The organism is Sphingomonas sp. CL5.1 (genome assembly GCF_013344685.1).
Lineage (GTDB): Bacteria > Pseudomonadota > Alphaproteobacteria > Sphingomonadales > Sphingomonadaceae > Sphingomonas.
This window is the reverse complement of the sequence record NZ_CP050137.1, coordinates 2462770-2481733: the sequence shown is the minus strand read 5'-3', so window position 1 is coordinate 2481733 and position 18964 is coordinate 2462770. Positions and strand designations below refer to the sequence as shown.

Annotated in this window: 16 protein-coding genes; 12 read left to right on the top strand and 4 right to left on the bottom strand. The window is 64.2% G+C overall.

The annotated features are described in order from the left end of the window. The first annotated feature begins 19 nt into the window (after positions 1-19). From F9288_RS12015 to F9288_RS12005, 3 genes are read left to right on the top strand one after another with little or no spacing between them, the layout of a single operon-like run. Positions 20-1555 (top strand): class I adenylate-forming enzyme family protein, encoded by a 1536-nt coding sequence (locus F9288_RS12015; RefSeq protein WP_174837009.1) that lies wholly within the window; start codon positions 20-22, stop codon positions 1553-1555. Continuing rightward, positions 1548-2900: an MFS transporter gene (locus F9288_RS12010; RefSeq protein WP_174837008.1), complete on the top strand. Its 1353-nt coding sequence runs from the start codon at positions 1548-1550 to the stop codon at positions 2898-2900. Before F9288_RS12015 ends, F9288_RS12010 begins: the two co-directional genes overlap by 8 nt. Before the next feature lie 4 nt (positions 2901-2904). Continuing rightward, complete coding sequence (locus tag F9288_RS12005) at positions 2905-4251, top strand: MFS transporter (protein ID WP_174837007.1); 1347 nt, start codon at positions 2905-2907, stop codon at positions 4249-4251. Positions 4252-4285: 34 nt separating this feature from the next. Here the strand turns inward: F9288_RS12005 and F9288_RS12000 are convergent, their stop codons facing one another. Then, positions 4286-5071, bottom strand: a complete 786-nt coding sequence (locus tag F9288_RS12000; protein ID WP_174837006.1) for an aldolase/citrate lyase family protein — start codon at positions 5069-5071, stop codon at positions 4286-4288. A 241-nt stretch (positions 5072-5312) separates the two neighbouring features. On the opposite strand from F9288_RS12000, the gene F9288_RS11995 reads away from it, so the two are divergent. From F9288_RS11995 to F9288_RS11970, 6 genes are all read left to right on the top strand, one after another. After that, positions 5313-6881, top strand: coding sequence for a class I adenylate-forming enzyme family protein (locus F9288_RS11995; protein WP_217482508.1), 1569 nt, complete (start codon positions 5313-5315; stop codon positions 6879-6881). After that, positions 6881-8176: a Rieske 2Fe-2S domain-containing protein gene (locus tag F9288_RS11990; RefSeq protein WP_174837004.1), complete on the top strand. Its 1296-nt coding sequence runs from the start codon at positions 6881-6883 to the stop codon at positions 8174-8176. Before F9288_RS11995 ends, F9288_RS11990 begins: the two co-directional genes overlap by 1 nt. Next, positions 8173-8667, top strand: a complete 495-nt coding sequence (locus F9288_RS11985) for an aromatic-ring-hydroxylating dioxygenase subunit beta (RefSeq protein ID WP_174837003.1) — start codon at positions 8173-8175, stop codon at positions 8665-8667. Before F9288_RS11990 ends, F9288_RS11985 begins: the two co-directional genes overlap by 4 nt. A gap of 98 nt (positions 8668-8765) precedes the next feature. Then, positions 8766-9851, top strand: a complete 1086-nt coding sequence (locus tag F9288_RS11980; RefSeq protein ID WP_174837002.1) for a thiolase family protein — start codon at positions 8766-8768, stop codon at positions 9849-9851. Beyond that, positions 9848-10246: a Zn-ribbon domain-containing OB-fold protein gene (locus F9288_RS11975; RefSeq protein WP_174837001.1), complete on the top strand. Its 399-nt coding sequence runs from the start codon at positions 9848-9850 to the stop codon at positions 10244-10246. The genes F9288_RS11980 and F9288_RS11975 overlap by 4 nt, the downstream gene beginning before the upstream one ends. Beyond that, on the top strand, positions 10243-10620 hold the full coding sequence (locus F9288_RS11970) for a VOC family protein (RefSeq protein ID WP_174837000.1): 378 nt from the start codon (positions 10243-10245) through the stop codon (positions 10618-10620). Before F9288_RS11975 ends, F9288_RS11970 begins: the two co-directional genes overlap by 4 nt. On the opposite strand, the gene F9288_RS11965 is transcribed toward F9288_RS11970, so the two are convergent. Genes F9288_RS11965 through F9288_RS11955 form a run of 3 tightly spaced genes read right to left on the bottom strand, consistent with a single transcriptional unit; the run spans position 10617 to position 13579 of the window. Then, positions 10617-11729 (bottom strand): phosphotransferase family protein, encoded by a 1113-nt coding sequence (locus F9288_RS11965; RefSeq protein WP_174836999.1) that lies wholly within the window; start codon positions 11727-11729, stop codon positions 10617-10619. The genes F9288_RS11970 and F9288_RS11965 overlap by 4 nt on opposite strands. Continuing rightward, complete coding sequence (locus tag F9288_RS11960; protein ID WP_174836998.1) at positions 11719-12663, bottom strand: zinc-binding alcohol dehydrogenase family protein; 945 nt, start codon at positions 12661-12663, stop codon at positions 11719-11721. The genes F9288_RS11965 and F9288_RS11960 overlap by 11 nt, the downstream gene beginning before the upstream one ends. Positions 12664-12697: 34 nt before the next feature. After that, the gene (locus F9288_RS11955; protein WP_217482507.1) at positions 12698-13579 is read right to left on the bottom strand and encodes an NAD-dependent epimerase/dehydratase family protein; all 882 of its coding nucleotides are present in this window, start codon (positions 13577-13579) and stop codon (positions 12698-12700) included. Positions 13580-13708: 129 nt separating this feature from the next. On the opposite strand from F9288_RS11955, the gene F9288_RS11950 reads away from it, so the two are divergent. The 3 genes from F9288_RS11950 to F9288_RS11940 all read left to right on the top strand — a co-directional run bounded on the left by F9288_RS11950 (position 13709) and on the right by F9288_RS11940 (position 18963). Then, positions 13709-15052, top strand: coding sequence for an MFS transporter (locus F9288_RS11950; protein ID WP_174836997.1), 1344 nt, complete (start codon positions 13709-13711; stop codon positions 15050-15052). 78 nt (positions 15053-15130) lie between these two features. Next, complete coding sequence (locus F9288_RS11945; RefSeq protein ID WP_174836996.1) at positions 15131-16786, top strand: AMP-binding protein; 1656 nt, start codon at positions 15131-15133, stop codon at positions 16784-16786. Continuing rightward, on the top strand, positions 16783-18963 hold the full coding sequence (locus tag F9288_RS11940) for an acyl-CoA dehydrogenase (RefSeq protein ID WP_174836995.1): 2181 nt from the start codon (positions 16783-16785) through the stop codon (positions 18961-18963). The genes F9288_RS11945 and F9288_RS11940 overlap by 4 nt, the downstream gene beginning before the upstream one ends. Position 18964 lies beyond the last annotated feature (1 nt).

Sequence of the window (18964 nt, the reverse complement as noted above, 5' to 3'; positions counted from 1 at the left end):
CGCATACGAAAGTTATCCGATGCAAGACCAGAACAGTGCCGACGCTCCGCCGCTCCTCGACCCGAGCCTGCCAACCTTCACTGATCTGCTCCTGGCCGCCGAGCAGACATTTCCGACACAGGAAGCCTTTGTCGATGGCGATGACCGCATCAACTATGGCGCGTGGGTTGATCAGTCGCTGCGCGTTGCGCAGGCATTCTCAGATCGCGGTGTAAAGGCGGGCGATATCGTCCTGATCGCAATCGAGAACGGCATCGACTTCGCGGTCTGCTTCGCCGGTACGCAACTGCTCGGCGCCATTGCAAGCGGAGTCAATGTACGGCTGGGCCGCCGCGAATTCGAAGGCGTGGTCGAACGATCCGAAGCCGCGCTCATCATCGTCGAAGACAATGGGCTCGAGCCAAATGCCGGCCCGTATGTGGTTCGCCGCTCCGAGCTTGCGTCGTTTCGCACTTCCCCCACGAAGGCGACACCCCGTGCCGGCCAGCCTGACGACATCGCGGTCATCATCTGGACCAGCGGCACCACCGGGATGCCCAAGGGAGCGTGCTTCACGCACAACAATCTCCGCAACGCCGTCAGGACCGCAGGCCCGGTTGCCGCACCCTTGGCGCGGAAACTCAGCTCGGTCCCGTTTGCCCATGCGGGCTTCATGTCGAAGGGATGGGAACAGGTTGCTTTCGGCATGACGCTGATCGTGGCGCCGACGCCGTGGCGCGCCGATGCGATGCTCAGACTCCTGGTCGAGGAGCGGATCAACATCGCCGGAGCGGTCCCGACGCAATGGACCAAGCTGCTGGCACATCCCGGCCTGGCCGCCGCCGACCTCTCGCACGTGAAGGTCGGCATAACCGCCACGGCACCGGCGCAGCCCGAGTTGATCGAACAGGTTTCGCGTGCCATCGGGGTACCGCTGATCGTGCGCTATTCGATGACCGAATGCCCATCGATGACCGGCACGCGGATCGGCGACAGCGCCGAGATCCAGTATCGCACCGTCGGCCGCGCGCAGGTCGGCGTGGAACTGAAATTCCTAGACGAGGATCGCAACCAGGTGCCGCACGGCGCTGTCGGCAGGATCGCCGTTCGCTCCAAAGCGATCACCATCGGCTATTGGAAGGATCCCGAGCGAACCGCCGAGACGCTGATCGGCGATGGCTGGATGCTCACCGGAGACTTCGGCCGACTGGACGAGCAGGGCAATGTGATCCTCGCCGGCCGCGCCAACGAAATGTACATTCGCGGCGGCTACAATGTCTATCCGATCGAGGTTGAGCGCGTAATCAGCGAAATGCCCGATGTGTCGGCGGTCGCGGTCATCGGCACACCAGCACCGGCAATCGGCGAGGTCGGTGTTGCGTTCGTCGTTCCGGCAGATCCCGCGAACCCGCCCTCGCTAGAGACCGTCAGGGCCAAGGTTAAATCCGAGCTCGCCGACTACAAGGCACCGGACCAGATCGTGCTGGTCGACGCCCTGCCGCTCACGCCCATGATGAAAGTCGACAAGCAGACCCTCAAAGCGCGCGCCGCAGCGCTCGAGTCGACCCGTGGTTGAAGCCACGACGCCCCGCACCTTCGATGCCAGCCCGGAACGCGTGCAGAACGAGGCATGGTGGATGCTGGCGGTGCTGCTGCTGCTCTACACGCTCTCCTTCGTTGACCGGATCGTCATCTCGATGCTGGTCGATCCGATCAAGGCGACGCTCGGGCTGTCCGACGTGCAGATGGGGCTGATCATCGGGCCCGCCTTCGGTGTCGCTTACTGTATCTTCGGCTATGTTTTCGGCCTTGCCGCCGATCGCACGTCCCGCCGGAAGGTGATCTTTGGCGGCGTGACCCTGTGGTCGCTGTCAGCCGGCCTCAGCGGGCTTGCCGCCAGTTTCGCCGGGCTTCTCGCGTTCCGCGTCGGCGTCGGTGCGGGCGAGGCGGCGCTGACGCCCGCAGCCTATTCGTTGCTGACCGATCGCTTTCCGCGACGACGGTTGACTACGGCGATGGCCATCTATCAGATGGGCGCAAAGCTCGGTGCCGCGCTCGCATTCGCGATCGGCGGCGTGAGTATCGCCTTCGCCGCGACGATCCAGCACACCCATTGGCCGGTCGTTGGGAACATGGAACCGTGGCAGATCGCGCTTGCGCTGACAGGGTTGCCTGGCGTGCTCCTCGCGCTGCTGATCTTTACCTTCCGCGAACCGCTGCGCGGTGCCTCCATAAACGCCTCGGCGGATCGTCCGCCGCTGATCCCGTTCCTGCGCAGCGAGGCGCGCGCGCTGGTGCCGATGGCGGTCGGCTTCGCCTCGATCTCCATCACTATGTACAGCCTTACCTCCTGGGCGCCGACCTATATGAGCCGGCAGTTCGGATGGCATCCTGCGCAATACGGGCCTGCGCTCAGCGTAATCAGCCTGTTCGGGGCGGGCTCGATGATCGTGAAGGGCATGATCGTCGACTGGCTCTATGGCCGCGGCATGCGCGACGCGCATTTGCGCTTCTTCACCTGGCTGCTCGCCGCCGCTATCCCGGTAGGGGCCGTCGCGTTCTTCCTGACCGACCCCTGGTGGTTCCTCATTGCTTATGGGATCATGCAGGTCGTGGCCCTGCAATTCGTCGTCTTCATGGGCGCCACGCTGCAGCTGTTCGTTCCCCCGACGCTACGCGGGCAGGTGACGGGGCTCTTCCTCGGCTTCTTTACATTCCTCGGGCTGGGCGCGGGCCCGACCTTCACTGCATTCCTGACCGACTATGTTTTCCAGGACGAGACCAAGCTGGGAATGTCGCTGGCAACCACCACCTGCCTGACGATCCCGCTCGCCTGGATTTGCCTGCGATACGCGCTGGCCCCGGTCCGAGCCGTCCTGGCGCGGCAAGGCGACCCAGAAACCCCGCGCCACGGAGCCTGAAACCATGTCTGCCGCGTCTCCCAGCCTCGAAGTGATGGCGTCCGCCAAGCCGTCCGCCAGACCCTCGCCGGCGGTGGCGTGGCTCACGATCGGGGTCCTTTTCATCTATTCGGTGTTTGCGATGGTTGATCGGCAGATCATGACCATGCTGGTCGATCCGATCCGCCGCGACCTCGGCATCAGCGATGTACAGGCAAGCCTGCTGCTCGGCTTTTCCTTTGCCATCTTCTACACCACAATCGGGCTCGCGATGGGATGGATCGCCGACCGCACTTCGCGCCGGGCGCTGATCGGAATAAGTGTCGCGCTCTGGGGCCTCGCCTCTGCTGCATGCGGTCTTGCATCGAACTTCTCCGAACTCTTCATCGCGCGCATGCTGGTGGGCGTCGGTGAAGCCGCGCTCGGGCCCGCCGCTTATTCGATGATATCCGATTCCTTTCCGCGCCACCGCCTTTCACTGGCCATGTCGGTATTCATTATGGGCGGTCTGGCCGGAGGTGCGATCGCCATCCTCGCGGGCGGCATCGTCGTCGCGTGGAGCACGACCCATGCGAGTATCTGGCTGCCGATCATCGGCGAACTACATAGCTGGAGGCTCGTATTCTTCGTAACCGGCCTGCCCGCCCCGTTCCTTGCGCTCCTCGCCTTCCTCTTCCCCGAGCCAGCGCGCCTCGGCCGCACCTCGACTCCTGAGGCCGGCAGCACCGCGCATCTGGTTCGTTTCCTGAAGGCCAATGCCGCATTGCTGGCCCAGCTCTGCATCGCCTTTGGCGCGCTGAGCATGATCGTCAATTCGACATTCGCCTGGTCGCCGACCGTGCTGGGGCGTACGCTGCACGTCGCGCCCGTGCACATCGGAATCACCATCGCCGCGCTGCTGATCTTCGCCGGACTGCCTGGGCAGATTGCCACCGGATGGTGGGTGGATCGCCAGGCTGCCAAGGGCGATACGACCATCAATCTTCGGATTTTTCTGTTCACCCTGCCCTTCGCGGTTCCAGCCGCGATCATCGGATTGCTGTGGGGCGATCTCACTGTGTTCGCCGTGGGTATGATCCCGCATTACTTCTTCGCGATGACGTTCCTCGGCGTGGCGGCTGCGGCGCTCCAACTGATCACGCCGAACGAATTGCGCGGCCGCGTCTCGGCGTTGTTCACGATGCTCATCACACTGATCGGTTTCGGCATCGGCCCGACTCTGGTGGCGATATTGTCCACCTCTATCGATGATTCGGGAATGGCGATCGGCAAGGCGCTGGCGATTGTACTCGGCTGCGCGGCTACTGTCGCTTTCCTCGCGCTAGCGGCCGCGCTTCCGCGTTTTCGGGATGCGCTGCAAGTCAGAACGTAACAATAACGCCGGGGACAATTCGAGCCTCAGCGCATTAATAGGTCCCGACCGGGAGTGGTGCGCTCGGCCCCCGGCCGAACTCGGCCGCCAGCGCATCGGTTGCCCGCGCCAGCAGGCCCATGTCTGTGCCGACCGCGACGAACAGGCAGCCCAGCTCCAGATAGTGTCGCGCCGCGGCGACGTCGGCGCTCAATATGCCGGGAGACTTTCCGGCGGCGCGAATGCGCGCGATTGCCTGCTCGATCCGCGCTAGCACTTCAGGATGCGAGGGCTGGCCGCGATAACCAAGCGACGCAGACAGATCGGCGGGACCGATAAAGATGCCGTCCACCCCATCGACCGCGCTGATTTCTTCCACATTATCGATACCTGCACGGGTTTCCACCTGTACGAGGAGACAGATTTCGCTATCGGCGCGCGAGAGGTAGTCGCGGTCACGCCCCCAGCGCGATGCCCGGCTCATCGCGACGCCACGGATTCCCGCAGGCGCATAGCGGCAGGCCTCGACCAGCTCGGCCGCCTGCGCCGCGCTGTTCACCATCGGGATGAGCAGCGTGCGGAAACCTAGGTCCAGATATTGCTTGATCAGCCACGGTTCGCCCACCGGCGGACGGGCAACGGCCTCCGCCGAAGTTTCCCCGATCGCCTGCAGTTGCGACAACAGCATGGGCAGATCCGTGGGGCTATGCTCTCCGTCGAACAGCAGCCAGTCAAAGCCGGCCCCGGCGCAGATTTCCGCCGTATAAGGGCTCGCCAAGCCTTGCCAAAGGCCGACCTGTGCGCGTTTCTCGATGAGCGCCTGTTTGAAACGGTTGTTCATGGAACGGAAATCCCCCGCAATGCCCGTGCGCCGCCAGCGAAATATGCGATATCGAGCGATAGCGAAAACCCATCGCCGTTATGCACGAGGGCATTCAGCTGGCGCTATATTTGAGCGTCGGCCCGAAAGCCCATTGAAAAACCCAATGCCTTACAAAGCATCTGCGGGCTAACACCTTGGGTGCCGATACGCTTAGGTCAGCGGAAATCCTTGGTTCAGATACCACAAGAAAGGGCCAGTAATGTTCCTCCGCGACTTCGTGCGACGCTGCGCCGAAAAATTTCCCAATGATACAGCCTATATCGATGCCGATCGCCGCAGCAATTGGGCGGAGATGCACGAGCGATCCAGCCGGCTCGCGCGGGTGTTCCAGGATCTTGGCATCACCAAAGGAACGCGAACGGCGATCCTTTCGCACAATCGGATTGAAATCGCGGAGCATTGGTTCGCGTGCATGAAGACCGGCGCGGTTCGGGCGGGCCTGAACTGGCGCTATTCTACGCGTGAAATGATGCACGTCATCCGCGACTGCGATGCACGCGCGATCTTCGTCGAAGCCAAGTGCGCCGCCAATCTTGCCGAACATTACGAAGAGCTTGCGGCCGAGGGACGCATCATCATCGGATTCGGCGGGCCGCATGACCTGCCGCTAGACTACGAGAAGCTGGTCGCCAGCACCGATGCCAATCCGGACCTGCCACCGCTCGACGAGGAGGGCGTAGGCGCGATCGGATACACGTCGGGAACGACGGGAAATCCCAAGGGCGTGCTGCTGAGCAACCGCAACCTGCTGACGTCGCTCGTGTTCAACAACATGGTCAACGGCTACACCAAGCAGGACGTGCGCGTTTACGTCACCAATCCGGCCGGCATCAACATCAACACGATGTGCATGAACATCATCACCGGAATGACCACAGTGCTGGAAAACTTCCAGGCCGAGCGCTTCCTCGACCTGATCGAGGAGCACCGCGTCACCACCGTGACCGTGGTCCCGACCATGCTGCGCCGCATCGTCGACGACGTGAAGACCGGCCATTGGGATACCTCGTCGCTGCGCCAAATCTGCTACGGCACAATGCCGGCGACGCCCGCGTTGATCCGCGACGCTTATGCGACGCTCGGCTGCGAGTTTCTCAACCGTTACGGCGTCTCTGAATCGACCGGCGCGGTTGCCCTGCTCGACAATCCCGGACACCAGCAAGCCCTCAACGGTGATTTCGCGCTGCTTCGCTCGGTCGGCAAGGCAATGCCGCATGCCGACATCCAGATCCGCGACGATGAGGGCAAGGAAGTCCCCCGCGGCGAACTGGGCCTGGTGTGGATCGGCGGCGACACGGTCATGCAGGGCTATTTGAACCTGCCCGAGCTCAACGCGAATACGGTCTTCGGCAAATGGCTGAAGACCGGCGACTTCGGGCGGATGGACGAGCGCGGCTACGTGTTCCTGGGCGACCGCCAGCACAACATGATCGTGAGCGGCGGCTTCAACGTCTATCCGACGGCGATCGAAAACGCGCTGGCCGAGTATAAGGGCGTCGCCGAGGTTGCGGTGTTCGGCATGCCCCATCCGCAATGGGGCGAGGCGGTCGTGGCAGCCGTGACCGTGCGGGGCGACGCCGGCGTCACTCCGGAAGCCCTCGACAAGCATTGTCGCGAGAACGTGTCCAAATTCGAGGTGCCGAAGCACATCGCGATCCTGCCCTCACTCCCGCGTGGGAACACGGACAAGGTCGACAAGCGGGCAATCCAGGCGATGTTCGCCGAACCAGGCAAATTGCCCTGGGCGATCGAGAAGGAAACGGCGTGATGGCAACCGCACCCCAAATCCAGTCGGTGATCGACTACCGGCATCTGGTTCAGGACGGCAGGCTCCACGGCTCGCTCTATACCAGCCCACAGATCTTCGCCGACGAGATGGAGCAGATCTTCCATCGAGGCTGGAGCTTCGTCGCGCACGACAGCGAAATCCCAAACACCGGCGACTTCGTCGTCCGCCGCGTGGGCACGCAATCGCTCATTGCGGTTCGCAGCAAGGACGGGGAAGTCCACGTCTTCTACAATCGCTGCCCGCATCGGGGCGCCACCTTGTGCCAGACATCGTCAGGGCATCGCTCGCGGATCGCCTGCCCTTACCACGCATGGACCTTCGCGCTGGACGGCCGCCTGATCGGCCTGCCGGATGAAGCCGCCTACCCGGCCGATTTCTCCAAGGCCGATGCCGGCCTCACGCCGGTCGCGCGGATGGATAGCTATGGCGGATTCATCTTCGTCAACCTGATCCCCAACGAACTGACGCTGCGCGAGCATCTCGGCCATGCAACCGAGCTGATCGATGCCCTCCTCGGGCTTTCGCCCACCGGCCGCATCCAGCTCTCCGCCGGCTGGATGAAGCACAAGATGCGCTCCAACTGGAAGATGATCGTCGAGAACCAGGTCGATGGCTATCACGCGCCGATGGTCCATGGTTCCCTGATCGCCGCCAACCGCACCTTCGCTACCGTGCGGGACCGCAAGCCGACCTCGCCGACCCGCGTGCGCGATTTCGGCATGGGGCACTCGGACATCGACCATGCAAGTGACTATCGTGCTGCGGGGGATCGGCTGTTCCGCTGGACCGGCGGCATCGATCCCGAACGGTTGCCGGGCTATGTCAAGGCGATGAACGACGCTTATGGTCCCGAAGACGCGCGTCGCAGGCTGATCGAGGGACCGCCGCATTCGATGCTCTTTCCCAACCTTTCGCTCGCCGAGATGAACATCATGGTGATCGAGCCGGTGAGCCCGCAGCATTCGATCCAATACACCATCCCGGTCTTCCTAGAGGGAGCCGACGATCTCAATGCGCGGACGCTGCGCCGCTGCGAAGGCGCGATGGGACCCGCCGGAATGCTGATAGCCGACGATGCCGAGATCGGCGAACTGACCCAGATGGGCGTCGCCAACCTCGAACCCGAATGGATCATCTTGTCGCGTGGCATGGGCAAGGAAGAAGTGCTCGCCAACGGCGTCAAGCTCGCCGGGCTGATGGACGAGACCAGCCAGCGCGGTTTCTGGACCCATTATCGTGAAGTAATGGCCGCTTCGCAGGAGGTCAGCCAATGACGACCGCAACTCTCGAACGAAGCACGCTAAGCGACACCGCCGTCGAACAGTTCCTCTATCTCGAGGCGCGGCTGCAGGACGAGCACCGCTATGACGAGTGGGAAGCACTTTGGGCCAGTGAAGACACGCTCTATTGGGTCCCCCGGCGCCAGGATGCAGACCCCGCCCGCGAGGTCTCGTACATCTACGACAACCGCGCGCGGCTCGCGAGCCGCATCCGGCAGCTGAACACCGGGGTCCGCCATTCGCAGGCGCCAAAATCCAGCCTGCGCCGCCTGATCTCCAACATCGAGATCAGCCGGAACGGAGACGATGTAGAAGTGCAGTCGAACTTCATCCTGATCGAATCGCGACGCGCCAATCTGACCACCTGGGCTGGACGCACGACGCATATGCTTGCACCGGCCGAGAATGGCTTCCGGATCAAGCGCAAGACGGTCGTCCTCGTCAATTGCGCTGAGGCGATCGACAATCTGGCGTTTCTCGTCTGACCGTGCGCGGCGGGCCAAACGCATCGATCATCGGGCTGGGCCGCGCCGGCCTGAACCGAGGGGATAGCCGAACCGCAGCGGAATTGGCGCGCCAGGCCGTGATCGCCGCAGCGGCGGATGCCGGACTGGCGATCGCCTTGATCGACGGGCTGGTGATATGCCGCACGAGCGGCGCGAGCGACGCGGTGCTCGGGCTCGACCTTCAACGCGCGCTCGGCCTGCGCGACCTCAAGCTCAACCGCATCGCGCTATGTGAGGGCGCAAGCGCGCTTGCCGCGATCCAGACCGCAGCGCTGACCGTATCTGCCGGCATGGCGGAGGTGGTCGCGTGCGTATTTGCAGATACCCCCGTGACACCCGGCAGGCGAATGGGCGCGGCCTTCGGGCGGCTCAAGACAGGCATCGGCATGGAGGGGCTGCGCTACAGCGCCGGCCTGTTCGGGGGCGCATCGGTCTATGCGCTCAGCGCCCAGCGTTACTTCGCGCTTCACCGCCTGGACGAGGAGGTGCTCGCCGATGTGGCGATCGCGACGCGGGCCTGGGCTGCGCTCAATCCCGATGCGACGTTTCGCAAGCCGCTAACGCGCGAAGACTATTTCGCCGCGCGCTACATCTCCGAGCCCCTGCGCCTCTTCGACTGCGCAGCCCCGGTCAACGGCGCGGTCGCGGTGATCGTCAGCCGGCGCGACCGCGCGGCCGATGGCGCGCAGCCCGCGGTGCACATCCTGGCCAGCGCCGAGGGACATCCCGGGACGCCCGACCGCCATGGTTTCGACCGTTCCCTCACGCATGGGGGCGCCATCGCCGCACGCACGCTGTTCGAAGCGACAGGCCTGTCTCCTGCGGAAATCGACATCTGCCAATTCTATGATGCATTCAGCATTATGCCGCTGCTTTCTCTCGAGGCTTACGGCTTCTACGGCGCCGGCGAGGCTCGAGCCGCATACGCAGATGGCGCAGCAGGCCCCGGAGGCAGCGGGATGCCGATCAATACAGGAGGGGGTCACCTCTCCGGCTATTATCTCCAGGGCATGACTCCGGTCGTAGAGGCTGTTCTTCAGGCGCGCGGCGCTGCCGGTGAACGCCAATGCAAACGCGCGGGCACGATCCTGGTCACCAACGACGGTGGACGATTGGACTATCATGCCGGCATGATCTTCGGCGCTTCGGAACATTGGACATGACGATCCCGATACCGGAACCGGACCTGGCGTCCGCGCACTTTTTTTCGGCGCTCGATCAGGGCAGGCTCGAAGTGCTTCGCTGCAGCACCTGCGATACCGCCCATCTGTCGGTTCTGGCGTGCGACGTTTGCGGTGGCAGCGATTTCACCGCCGAGACAGCGAGCGGCCGGGGTACGATCTACAGCTTCACCAAGCTCCACACCGCGCATCATCCGGCTTTTACCGAGCGGCTGCCGGTCTGCGGAGGTATCGTCGAACTGGATGAAGGACCGCGCCTGTTCGCGCCGCTGTTCGGTGAAGCCCCCCCCGCCATAGGCGCGCGGCTTCAGGTCGAATTGCTGCCCGTCGAGGACCGCGTGATCGCCACGTTTCGCCTGGTTCAATCCGCGGAATGATCGATCGCATAGATCATTTCGTTCTGACAGCGACGTCGATCGACGCCACCTGTGAATTCTACTGTCGCGTGCTGAGCTTCACGCGACATTCGCCCGATGGCAAGCCGACCTCGCTGGCATTCGGTCAGCAGAAAATCAATGTCCATCAGGCGGACCGGACGTTCGATCCGAAAGCCCTCCGTCCGACGCCCGGCGCTGCGGATTTTTGCCTGGTCACCTCCACGCCGATCGACGAATTCGCCGCGCATCTCGAGCGCTGCGACGTGCAAATCGAAAAGGGCCCGATCGCGCGCACCGGCGCCATGGGGCCGATGATGTCGGTCTATTTCCGCGACCCGGACGGTAATCTGGTCGAGGTCGCCCAATATCTTTAGCAGCGTGCGCCCTGCACTGATGTCAGCCCGCGATAGGCGCTAAATTCCGGAGATAGTGGCGGCACCGGCACGCCGAGCCGCTCGGCAACGATCTGGGTGGCCGTATTCGCGTGCGCCATCTGGGTATCTGCCGGAAGGCGGCCGGCCTCGATCCCTATATCCGTCGCCCGAATCAGCGTGGTGGCGATGAAGAACGCACCGAGGAGGATGAAATAATCCAGATCGTGCACCTCGACCTGCGCGACATTGGAATAATGGCGGACGACCTCGGCCTCGCTCGGCCAGCCGGACAATCGTTCGCACCCGATCATCTCGGCATGGAAGCGGTCCATCATGAGCCAATAGCCGACGTCGAGGCTTCGGGGCCCGATAAGGGCGCCCTCCCAATCGAGCACCGCCGCGATCGACTGGTCTGGCTCGAACAGGATATTGCCCGGCCGCGCATCTCCCCAGAGCAGCACATCGTCTTCGTCGCGCAAGCTCGCGCGATGACGTTGCAGGTAGTCGAGCGCCTGGTCCGTGATCGGAAAGGCCCGTCCAGCGGTTGCCCAGCGATACCAGACGGAAAGCTGCCGCAGATGCCGGTCGATGCCGCGCCCATCCGCCGTTGGTTCGACCAGGAAAGGATGCGAGCGCCGCCAGTCGATCGCGTGGATCCCGGCGACCGCATCGAGACCATTAAAGGCCAGCGTGGCCCGTTGCCCGGCGTCGAGCTCGGTCAGCAGTCCCTGAACGTGCATCGAGGGACGCCCAAGCGGCGCCCGACCCTCGATTTGGCGCATCACGAGAAACGGCGCGCCGAGCACCTCTCCGGTTCCCTCGACGCCCATCATTGGCGCAACGGGCACCGCGCTGTGCCGCGCGATGCCATCGATCATCCGATATTCGCGCACGATGTCCGGAGTCAGGAAAAGCTGCTTCCCGCGCTGTTCGAAGCGGATGACGAACCGTTTCTCTGGAAGGTCGGGCGCACGACGGCAGACGAGGCTCAGGAGTTCGCTCGACTGGCCACCAGCGAGTGGCTGCAACGAGGTGATCTCGCAGCGCTCACCGAACCCAGGCTGGGTACGGAGCCAAGCGGTCAGGCGCTGTTCGCGGTCAAGCGTCATGGGCTACCTTGATGAGTATTTTCGCGTGCGGGCTGCCGTTTTGCGCGGCCCATGCCTCCTGGACGTCCTCCAAAGCGTATGTGACGGTGTCGATCGACCAGTTTCCGGCCTTGGCATAAGCCAGCAGGCGCTCGAACGCGGCTTGGCGCTCTGCAGCGGATCGGATGAGTTCGCCCGTATCGACGCCATGATGGTGCCGCCGTCGCAGTTCAGTGAGCGTGAGAGTCATCGTGCGCCCGGCCCGCGTACCGATACTCATCAGCCGCCCGCCCTCGGCGACCGATCGCATCGCCGCTTCGGCTGGCGCGCCGAATAGCGGATCGAGCACCACATCATAGCCGCGCTCGCCCTTTTCCGCGGCCAATGCACCATCGTCATCGCCCTGCCCCAGCTGCACGATCGCATCCACGATGTCGCGATCCTTGAGCCGCTGGAGCGCGTCGATCGAGCGCGCCGCCCCGATGATCGTTCCCGCGCCGAGCTGGCGCGCGACCAGCGCGCCAATCTGGCCCACCGGCCCTGTCACGCCCAAGATGAGGACGCGTTCGCCCGGCTGGATCCGCGCCTCCTCGAGCGGGATGATCGCGCCGATCCCTGCCAGGGCGAGCGCGATTACCTGCTGCGCATCCGCATCCTCGGGGATCGGCCAGATCTCCGCATCGGGAACCATCGTGATCTCGGACATCGCGCCCTGTTGCGGGACGGAGTGGCCGAAATAGACACGAGTCCCGTCAGCACGCCGCCCGACGCCCTCCCCGCCAATGATGTAGGGGAATACCGGGCTCTTATAGATTCCGCGGACGCGCAAGACATCGGTAGGCTGGAGGCCGGCCCATTCGACGCGGATCGGCGACGCGCCCGGCAGCTCGGACGGCTCCGGCACTTCGGTCAGATAGGGCACGGTATTCAGAGCATCCACGACTGCAGCGCGCATTTCAATCTCCGGTTTAGAATCGCCCCCGCGGCCGTCAGACGGAGCGGTAGGCGGGATGTGTCACGTCGGACAGCATGTCGAAATGGCGCGGCGCCCAGCCCAGCTCGATTCGCGCCCTCGGCGAGCGCGTGCGGCTGCACGTGCTCATGATGATGAGCGCAAGGAACTTGCCCCAGATCTCGACAGCTTCTTCGAAACCGACGCTCCGCAAGGGGCATCCGAGCTGCCGCGCAACCCGCTCGGCCAGCGTGCGGTGTGCCACCTCCCCAGCGACGCAATGGTAAAGAGCGCCGGGGATGCCGCGCTCGAGGGCCAGCGCATATACTTCCGCGAGGTCCTCCACATGGACGTTCGAATAGAGGTTCAGCCCTCGGCCAAGATAGCAAACCTCGCCGGTTCGCGCCGCTGAAGCGTAGAACGCCTCGATCAGGCCGCAACCGCCATTGCCCCAGATCATAGGCGGCCGCACGACAATGGCGCGCACGCCGCGATCCACCGCGCTGCGCACGAAGGCCTCGGTCTCGACCCGCCGGGCAAGCCATTTCGAGGGCACGAAATCATCGTCCTCGGCGAAGCTGGCTTCGGACCAGTCCCCGTCGGTCTTCTGGCTGAGCACGCCGGTACCCGAAGTGAAGATCAGGCTCTTGCTGCTGCCGGCCAGCCGCTCGACTAGCGCGGCGAGCGTATCGTGCTCGGGCTCAAGAAGCAGTTGGGCTGCATAAACCACTGCCTCGACGTCACTGATTGCCTGATCGAGTCTGGCAAGGTCCGTCAGGTCGCCGATAACCGGACGTGCCCCCAGCCCCGTGACGCGCGCCGCGCCGCTGACGGAACGCGCGATTCCCGACACCTCATGTCCGGCGAGCGCCATCCGCTGTGCGATATGCGACCCGACATAGCCGGTCGCGCCGATCACAAGGACTTTCATGTGTCCAGACACTGCCGGCAGGCGCCACGATTTCAAAGACCCTGCGAAGGGACTGTTGCGCCGTGGACCGCCGGGAGAAATAGCGTCAGCTGAGGTAAGTTCAAAGGAACGCGGATAATGTCCGATCGCGTCGACGACAATTCCGTGCTGTCCGATCCGACGCTGCCGAGCCCGGCTTATTCGAGATACGCCATCGGCCTGCTGATGGTCGTGTACATGCTGAGCTTCCTCGACCGTCAGGTGCTGTCGATCCTCGCCGAGCCGATCAAGCGCGACCTGGGGCTGGCGGACTGGCAAGTCGGCGCGGTCAGCGGGCTGGCATTCGCATTATTCTACACGCTGGTGGGCATCCCCGTGGCGCGCTTTTCCGAACGCGGCCACCGGCCCTATATCATCGCGACGGCGATCACCGTCTGGAGCCTTTTCACCGTCCTTTGCGGCTTTGCGAAGACCTTCACGCATCTCGCGCTGGCGCGGGTCGGCGTGGGCACGGGCGAGGCTAGCTGCACCCCGCCTGCCCTGTCGCTGATCGCCGATTACGTCCCGCGCGAGCGGCGATCGTCGGCGGTTGCCATCTACATGGCCGGGGCGCCCGCCGGTGCCTTGCTCGGCATGGTGATCGGTGGCCTTGTCGCGAGCCATTGGGGTTGGCGGGCCGCATTTTTCGTCGCCGGCGCGCCGGGCCTGCTCATCGCACTCTTTGTCGCGTTCACCCTGTTCGAGCCTCGCACCAAGGCGGCCCGTCGGCCTGCGCCAGCGCCAGGCGAAAGCAAGGAAACCTTCGCAACGACGCTGAAGGTCCTGATGGCCAAGCGTACCTATCGGTTCATCGTAGCTGCGGTGACGATGAAGGCCTTCATCCAGTACAGCGTGCACGCCTTTCTCGGTTCATTCTTCTTCCGGAACCACGCCGCCGAGCTCGACGCGATGGCCAGCAGCTTCGGACTCAAGCCGGTCGGCTTCCTCGGCGTCGTGCTGGGGCTGGTCCTCGGCCTGTCCGGCGTGCTCGGCTCGATCCTTGGCGGCAAGTTCGCCGATCATTTCGCCCGTCGCGACATTCGCGCTCATATGACCATCCCGGCGATCGCGGTACTCATCGGCACGCCCTTCTACGTCGCGGCCTTCATGGTCGATTCGCTGCCCCTTGCGTTCGCGCTGCTGCTGGTGCCCGGCACGCTGAACGCGATGTATTACGGGCCGGCTTATGCGATCGTGCAGGGCCTTGTTCAGCCCTCGATGCGCGCCACTGCCACTGCCGTACTGCTGTTCGTGATCAGCCTGGTCGGATTGGGGTTCGGCCCGCTCGCAGTCGGCCTGCTCAGCGACGTCCTGGCCAGCCACGGACTGGACGAAGCGGGCGGCATCCGATGGGCGCTCACGTTTTCGGTATTGATCGCGATACCGGCAGCCTGCTGCTTCCTCGCTGCCCGCAAGACCTTGAAGGCCGATCTCGTAAGCTGAGGTTCACCATTGCAACCAGGAGCCGGCATACGACAAGCCCGGCTCTAGACGACCTGCACGTTGCAGGAGAGGATAAAGATGGATTTCAAGCAAGCCCTAGCCGCTCTCGACAGCGCTCCGCACTGGCGCAAACGCGCACCCTATCTGGAAGCCTGGCGCCAGGCCGGCCTTCACAGCGCCCAGCTTACCGGCGAGCGGATCGCCGAACGCGTCGCCGTGCATCCCGACGTGCCCATCGTCTTCGGATCGCGCGAACGCCCTTCGCAGGCAACCGCCGCCGAACTGCTCCGCGAGAGCTATGAAATTGCCGCAGCCTTTCACCGTCTCGGGCTCCGCGAAGGCGACGTGCTGGTGTCGCAGATGCCCAATTGGCGCGAAGGCACGCTGACGCTGCTCGCCGCGCTGCACCTCGGGCTGATCTTCGTGCCGATGGTCCACATCTACGGCCCCGCCGAAATGGCGTTCATCATCAACACGGTCGGCGCCAAGGCGGTGGTGGTTCCCGATCGCTGGAAGAAGATCGATTACGGCGCGCGCATCGGCGCCCTCGGCGACGTGCCGACGCTCGAGCTGGTAATCGTCGTCGGGGACGAATCCATGCCGGGCCAGGTCACACGCTGGCGCGATCTCGACCGTGGCGCGCTTGAGCTCCCTGCCCTGACCGCGACGTCTGACGATCCGTGGCTGATCATGTTCACATCGGGCACGACCTCGGCGCCCAAGGGCGTGGTCCACACACACAACAGCTTCGGCGCGGAAGTCCCCCTCTTTCCGACCGTCCCCTCGCCCGAAGGGCGTCCCAAATTGCTTCCGCTTCCAGCCGGACACAGCGCCGGCGTGATCGCGGCATTGCGGCCCTTCTTGGCCGCGGACCCATGCCTGATGATGGATGCCTGGGACGAGGATCTCGCCGTCGACCTGATCAAGAGTCATCGCCCCGATCGGGCAGGCGGCGTGCCGTTCATGGTTTCGTTCCTGCTCGACCGGGCCGCCGAACTCTTCCCCACGGGCATGGTGCAGCTCTCCGTAGGCGCCGCCAGCGTGCCATCGACCTTGATGGAGCGTTGCGAACAGCACCGATGGCCCGGCACGCGCACCTATGGCTCGACCGAGCACCCCACGATTTCGGGCGCGACTCCCACCGATCCCTTCCAGAAGCGCGCCACTACCGATGGCCGCCTCCTGGCCGGCGTGCAGATACGGCTCGTCGACGACGAGGGCGCAACGGTCGGCGAGGATATCTCCGGCGAAATCGTCAGCATGGGCCCGGAGCTCTTCAAGGGCTATATCGACCCGGCGCATAACACCGCCGGGTTCGCCGAGGATGGCTGGTTTTACACGGGGGACATGGGTCAACTCGATGCCGACGGCTATCTGCGCATCGTTGATCGCAAGAAGGACATCATCATTCGCGGCGGCGAGAATATCTCGTCGAAGGAAGTCGAGGATGTCCTGACGCTTCACCCGGCGGTGGTCGAGGCCGCGGTCGTCGCCTGGCCCGATGTACGGATGGGCGAGAAGGTCGGCGTTTTCGTCCGGCTCAAACCGTCCACCGCACTTTCCACCGACGATATCGCCGCGCACTTCGCGGCTGCCGGTATCGCGCGCCAGAAGACGCCCGAGCGTCTGGTGATCGTCGAGGATTTCCCGCGCACGCCGGCCGGCAAGATCTTGAAAACCGAGCTGCGCGAGCGCGTCAAATCGCTCGCCGCACAGGAAAGGGACCCCGCATGAATCTTGAACTGTCCGAAGATCAGGAAATGCTGAAGGACGCGCTCTCGCGCGCGTTCACCAGGGCTTCGCCCCCGGCACGCATTCGCGAAGCCGAAACCCAGGGCCACGACGCAGCTACCTGGCAGGCGTTCGCCGAGATGGGATTGCCGCTGCTCCGGGTTCCAGAGGAGCACGGTGGCGCCGGCGCCAGCCTGATGGACGCCGTGGTCATCGCCGAAGTCTTTGGCGAATTCGTTCCCGTGATCCCGGCGCTCGATGTCATCGTCGCCGCCCGCCTGCTGGCCCGTCTCGGCGGCGATGTGGCAGGCATCGCGGAAGGCAAGATCGCTACGCTCGCGCTGCGCCCCGCTGACGGCAGCGCGCAGCTGATCGCGGCGGCGGGAGTCGCGGACAGTATCCTGTTCCTAAGCGGCGAGGACGTGCGCATCGCTGCCGGGCCGTTCGGGGAGCGCGAATCCAATATCGGTTCCAGCGCGGCGCGCCGGATCGTCATCGGGCCGGATGTTGGCGAATTGCTGGCGTCGGGATCGGAAGCGGTCGCGGCCTATGACGCGGCGATCGACGAATGGAAGCTGCTCAACGCCGCCGCGACGGCCGCCGCTGCGCGCAAGGCAATCCTTCTCGCCGCCGACTATGCCAAGGAACGCCATGCTTTCGGGAAGCCGATCGGCGGCTATCAGGGCCTCGCCCATCCGCTGGCCGAAGCGTTTTGCGAAGTCGAAGGTGCCGCGCTCCTCGTGTGGCGTACCGTCGAAACGCTGAGCAACGGCAATGCCGAAGCCGGTGCCATGGTGCGGATGAGCGCTTGGTGGGCGGCCGAAGCCTGCCGCCCCGCCGTGATCAAGGCGATGCGCGTCTTCGGCGGCTATGGCATGACGATGGAATATGACGCGCAGATCTATTTCCGTCGCGTCACCCAATGGTCGCTGCTCGCCGGCAATCCGGACGACGATTTGCCCGTGATCGCTGATCGCCTCTGGTCCGAACCCACGCCTGCGCCGCCGGACGCGGGCGACACTGCGATCAGCTTCGAATATCCGCAGGGCTCTCTCGAGATCGCGGCGACGGTTCGCGCGATCTTCGAGGAGCATGCCACGTTCAAGCGGCGCGAGCAGCAATTCGTCTCCGACGATTTCTTCGATCCCGAACTCTACCGCAAGCTCGCAGCGATCAACCTGCTCTACCCTGACTGGCCGGTCGAACATGGCGGCAGCGCCTGCGACCGCTTCTCGGTTTCGGCGATCAAGAAAGTATTCACCGAATATGACTGGGGCCATGTCGTCATTTCGGTATCCGACATGCTGGGCAAGATGGTGCTCCATTTCGGTTCGGAAGCAGCGAAGGCGGAGATTCTGCCCAAGCTCGCCTCGGCCGAAGCCTATGCTTCTCTGGGCTATTCGGAGCCGTCCTGTGGCTCGGACATCTTCGCGGCCCGCACCAAGGCGGTGCGCGACGGTGACGACTGGATCATCGACGGGCAAAAGATGTTCACCTCGCAGGGGCATCTCGCGGAATATGCGCTGATGCTGACGCGCACCAGCGAAGACAAGCATGGCGGCATCACGCTCTTCGCGCTGCCGCTCAATGTCGAGGGCTATCGCTGCGACGAGATCAAGACGATCGGCAACGAGCGGACCAACACCACATTTTACGAAGCCGTGCGGGTTTCCGACGCTTATCGGCTGGGTGAGGTCAATGGCGGGGTGAAGGTGCTCGCCGCCGCGCTGACCATGGAGCAGGGATCGGGCGACCATTATGTCGGCGCGATCAAGAATATGCTCGAGGGTGCGCTCGAATGGGCGCGCGATGCGCAGCGCCATGGCGGCCGCGCGATCGACAGTCCCGCCATTCGTGCGGGGCTGGCGCGATCCGCAGTGCGCCTCGAAGTCGTCGACGTACTGAGCCGCCGGACGGCGTGGGGTTTTGGCGTCGGCAAGCCGCAGAAGCACTATGGCCCGTCCGCCAAGCTCTTTGGCAGCGAAAGCTGGATCAAATGCGGTTCCGAACTGATGGCGCTCGCCGCACCCGATACGTTGCTGCAGGCGTTTTCCCCGACCGGGCGGATCGAGCAGGATTATCGCCGCTCGGTGCCCAGCACGATCTATGCGGGCACCAGTGAGGTGCAGCGCAGTATTGTGGCCGAAGCGGGCCTGGGCCTGCCGCGAACGAGGAGCTGAC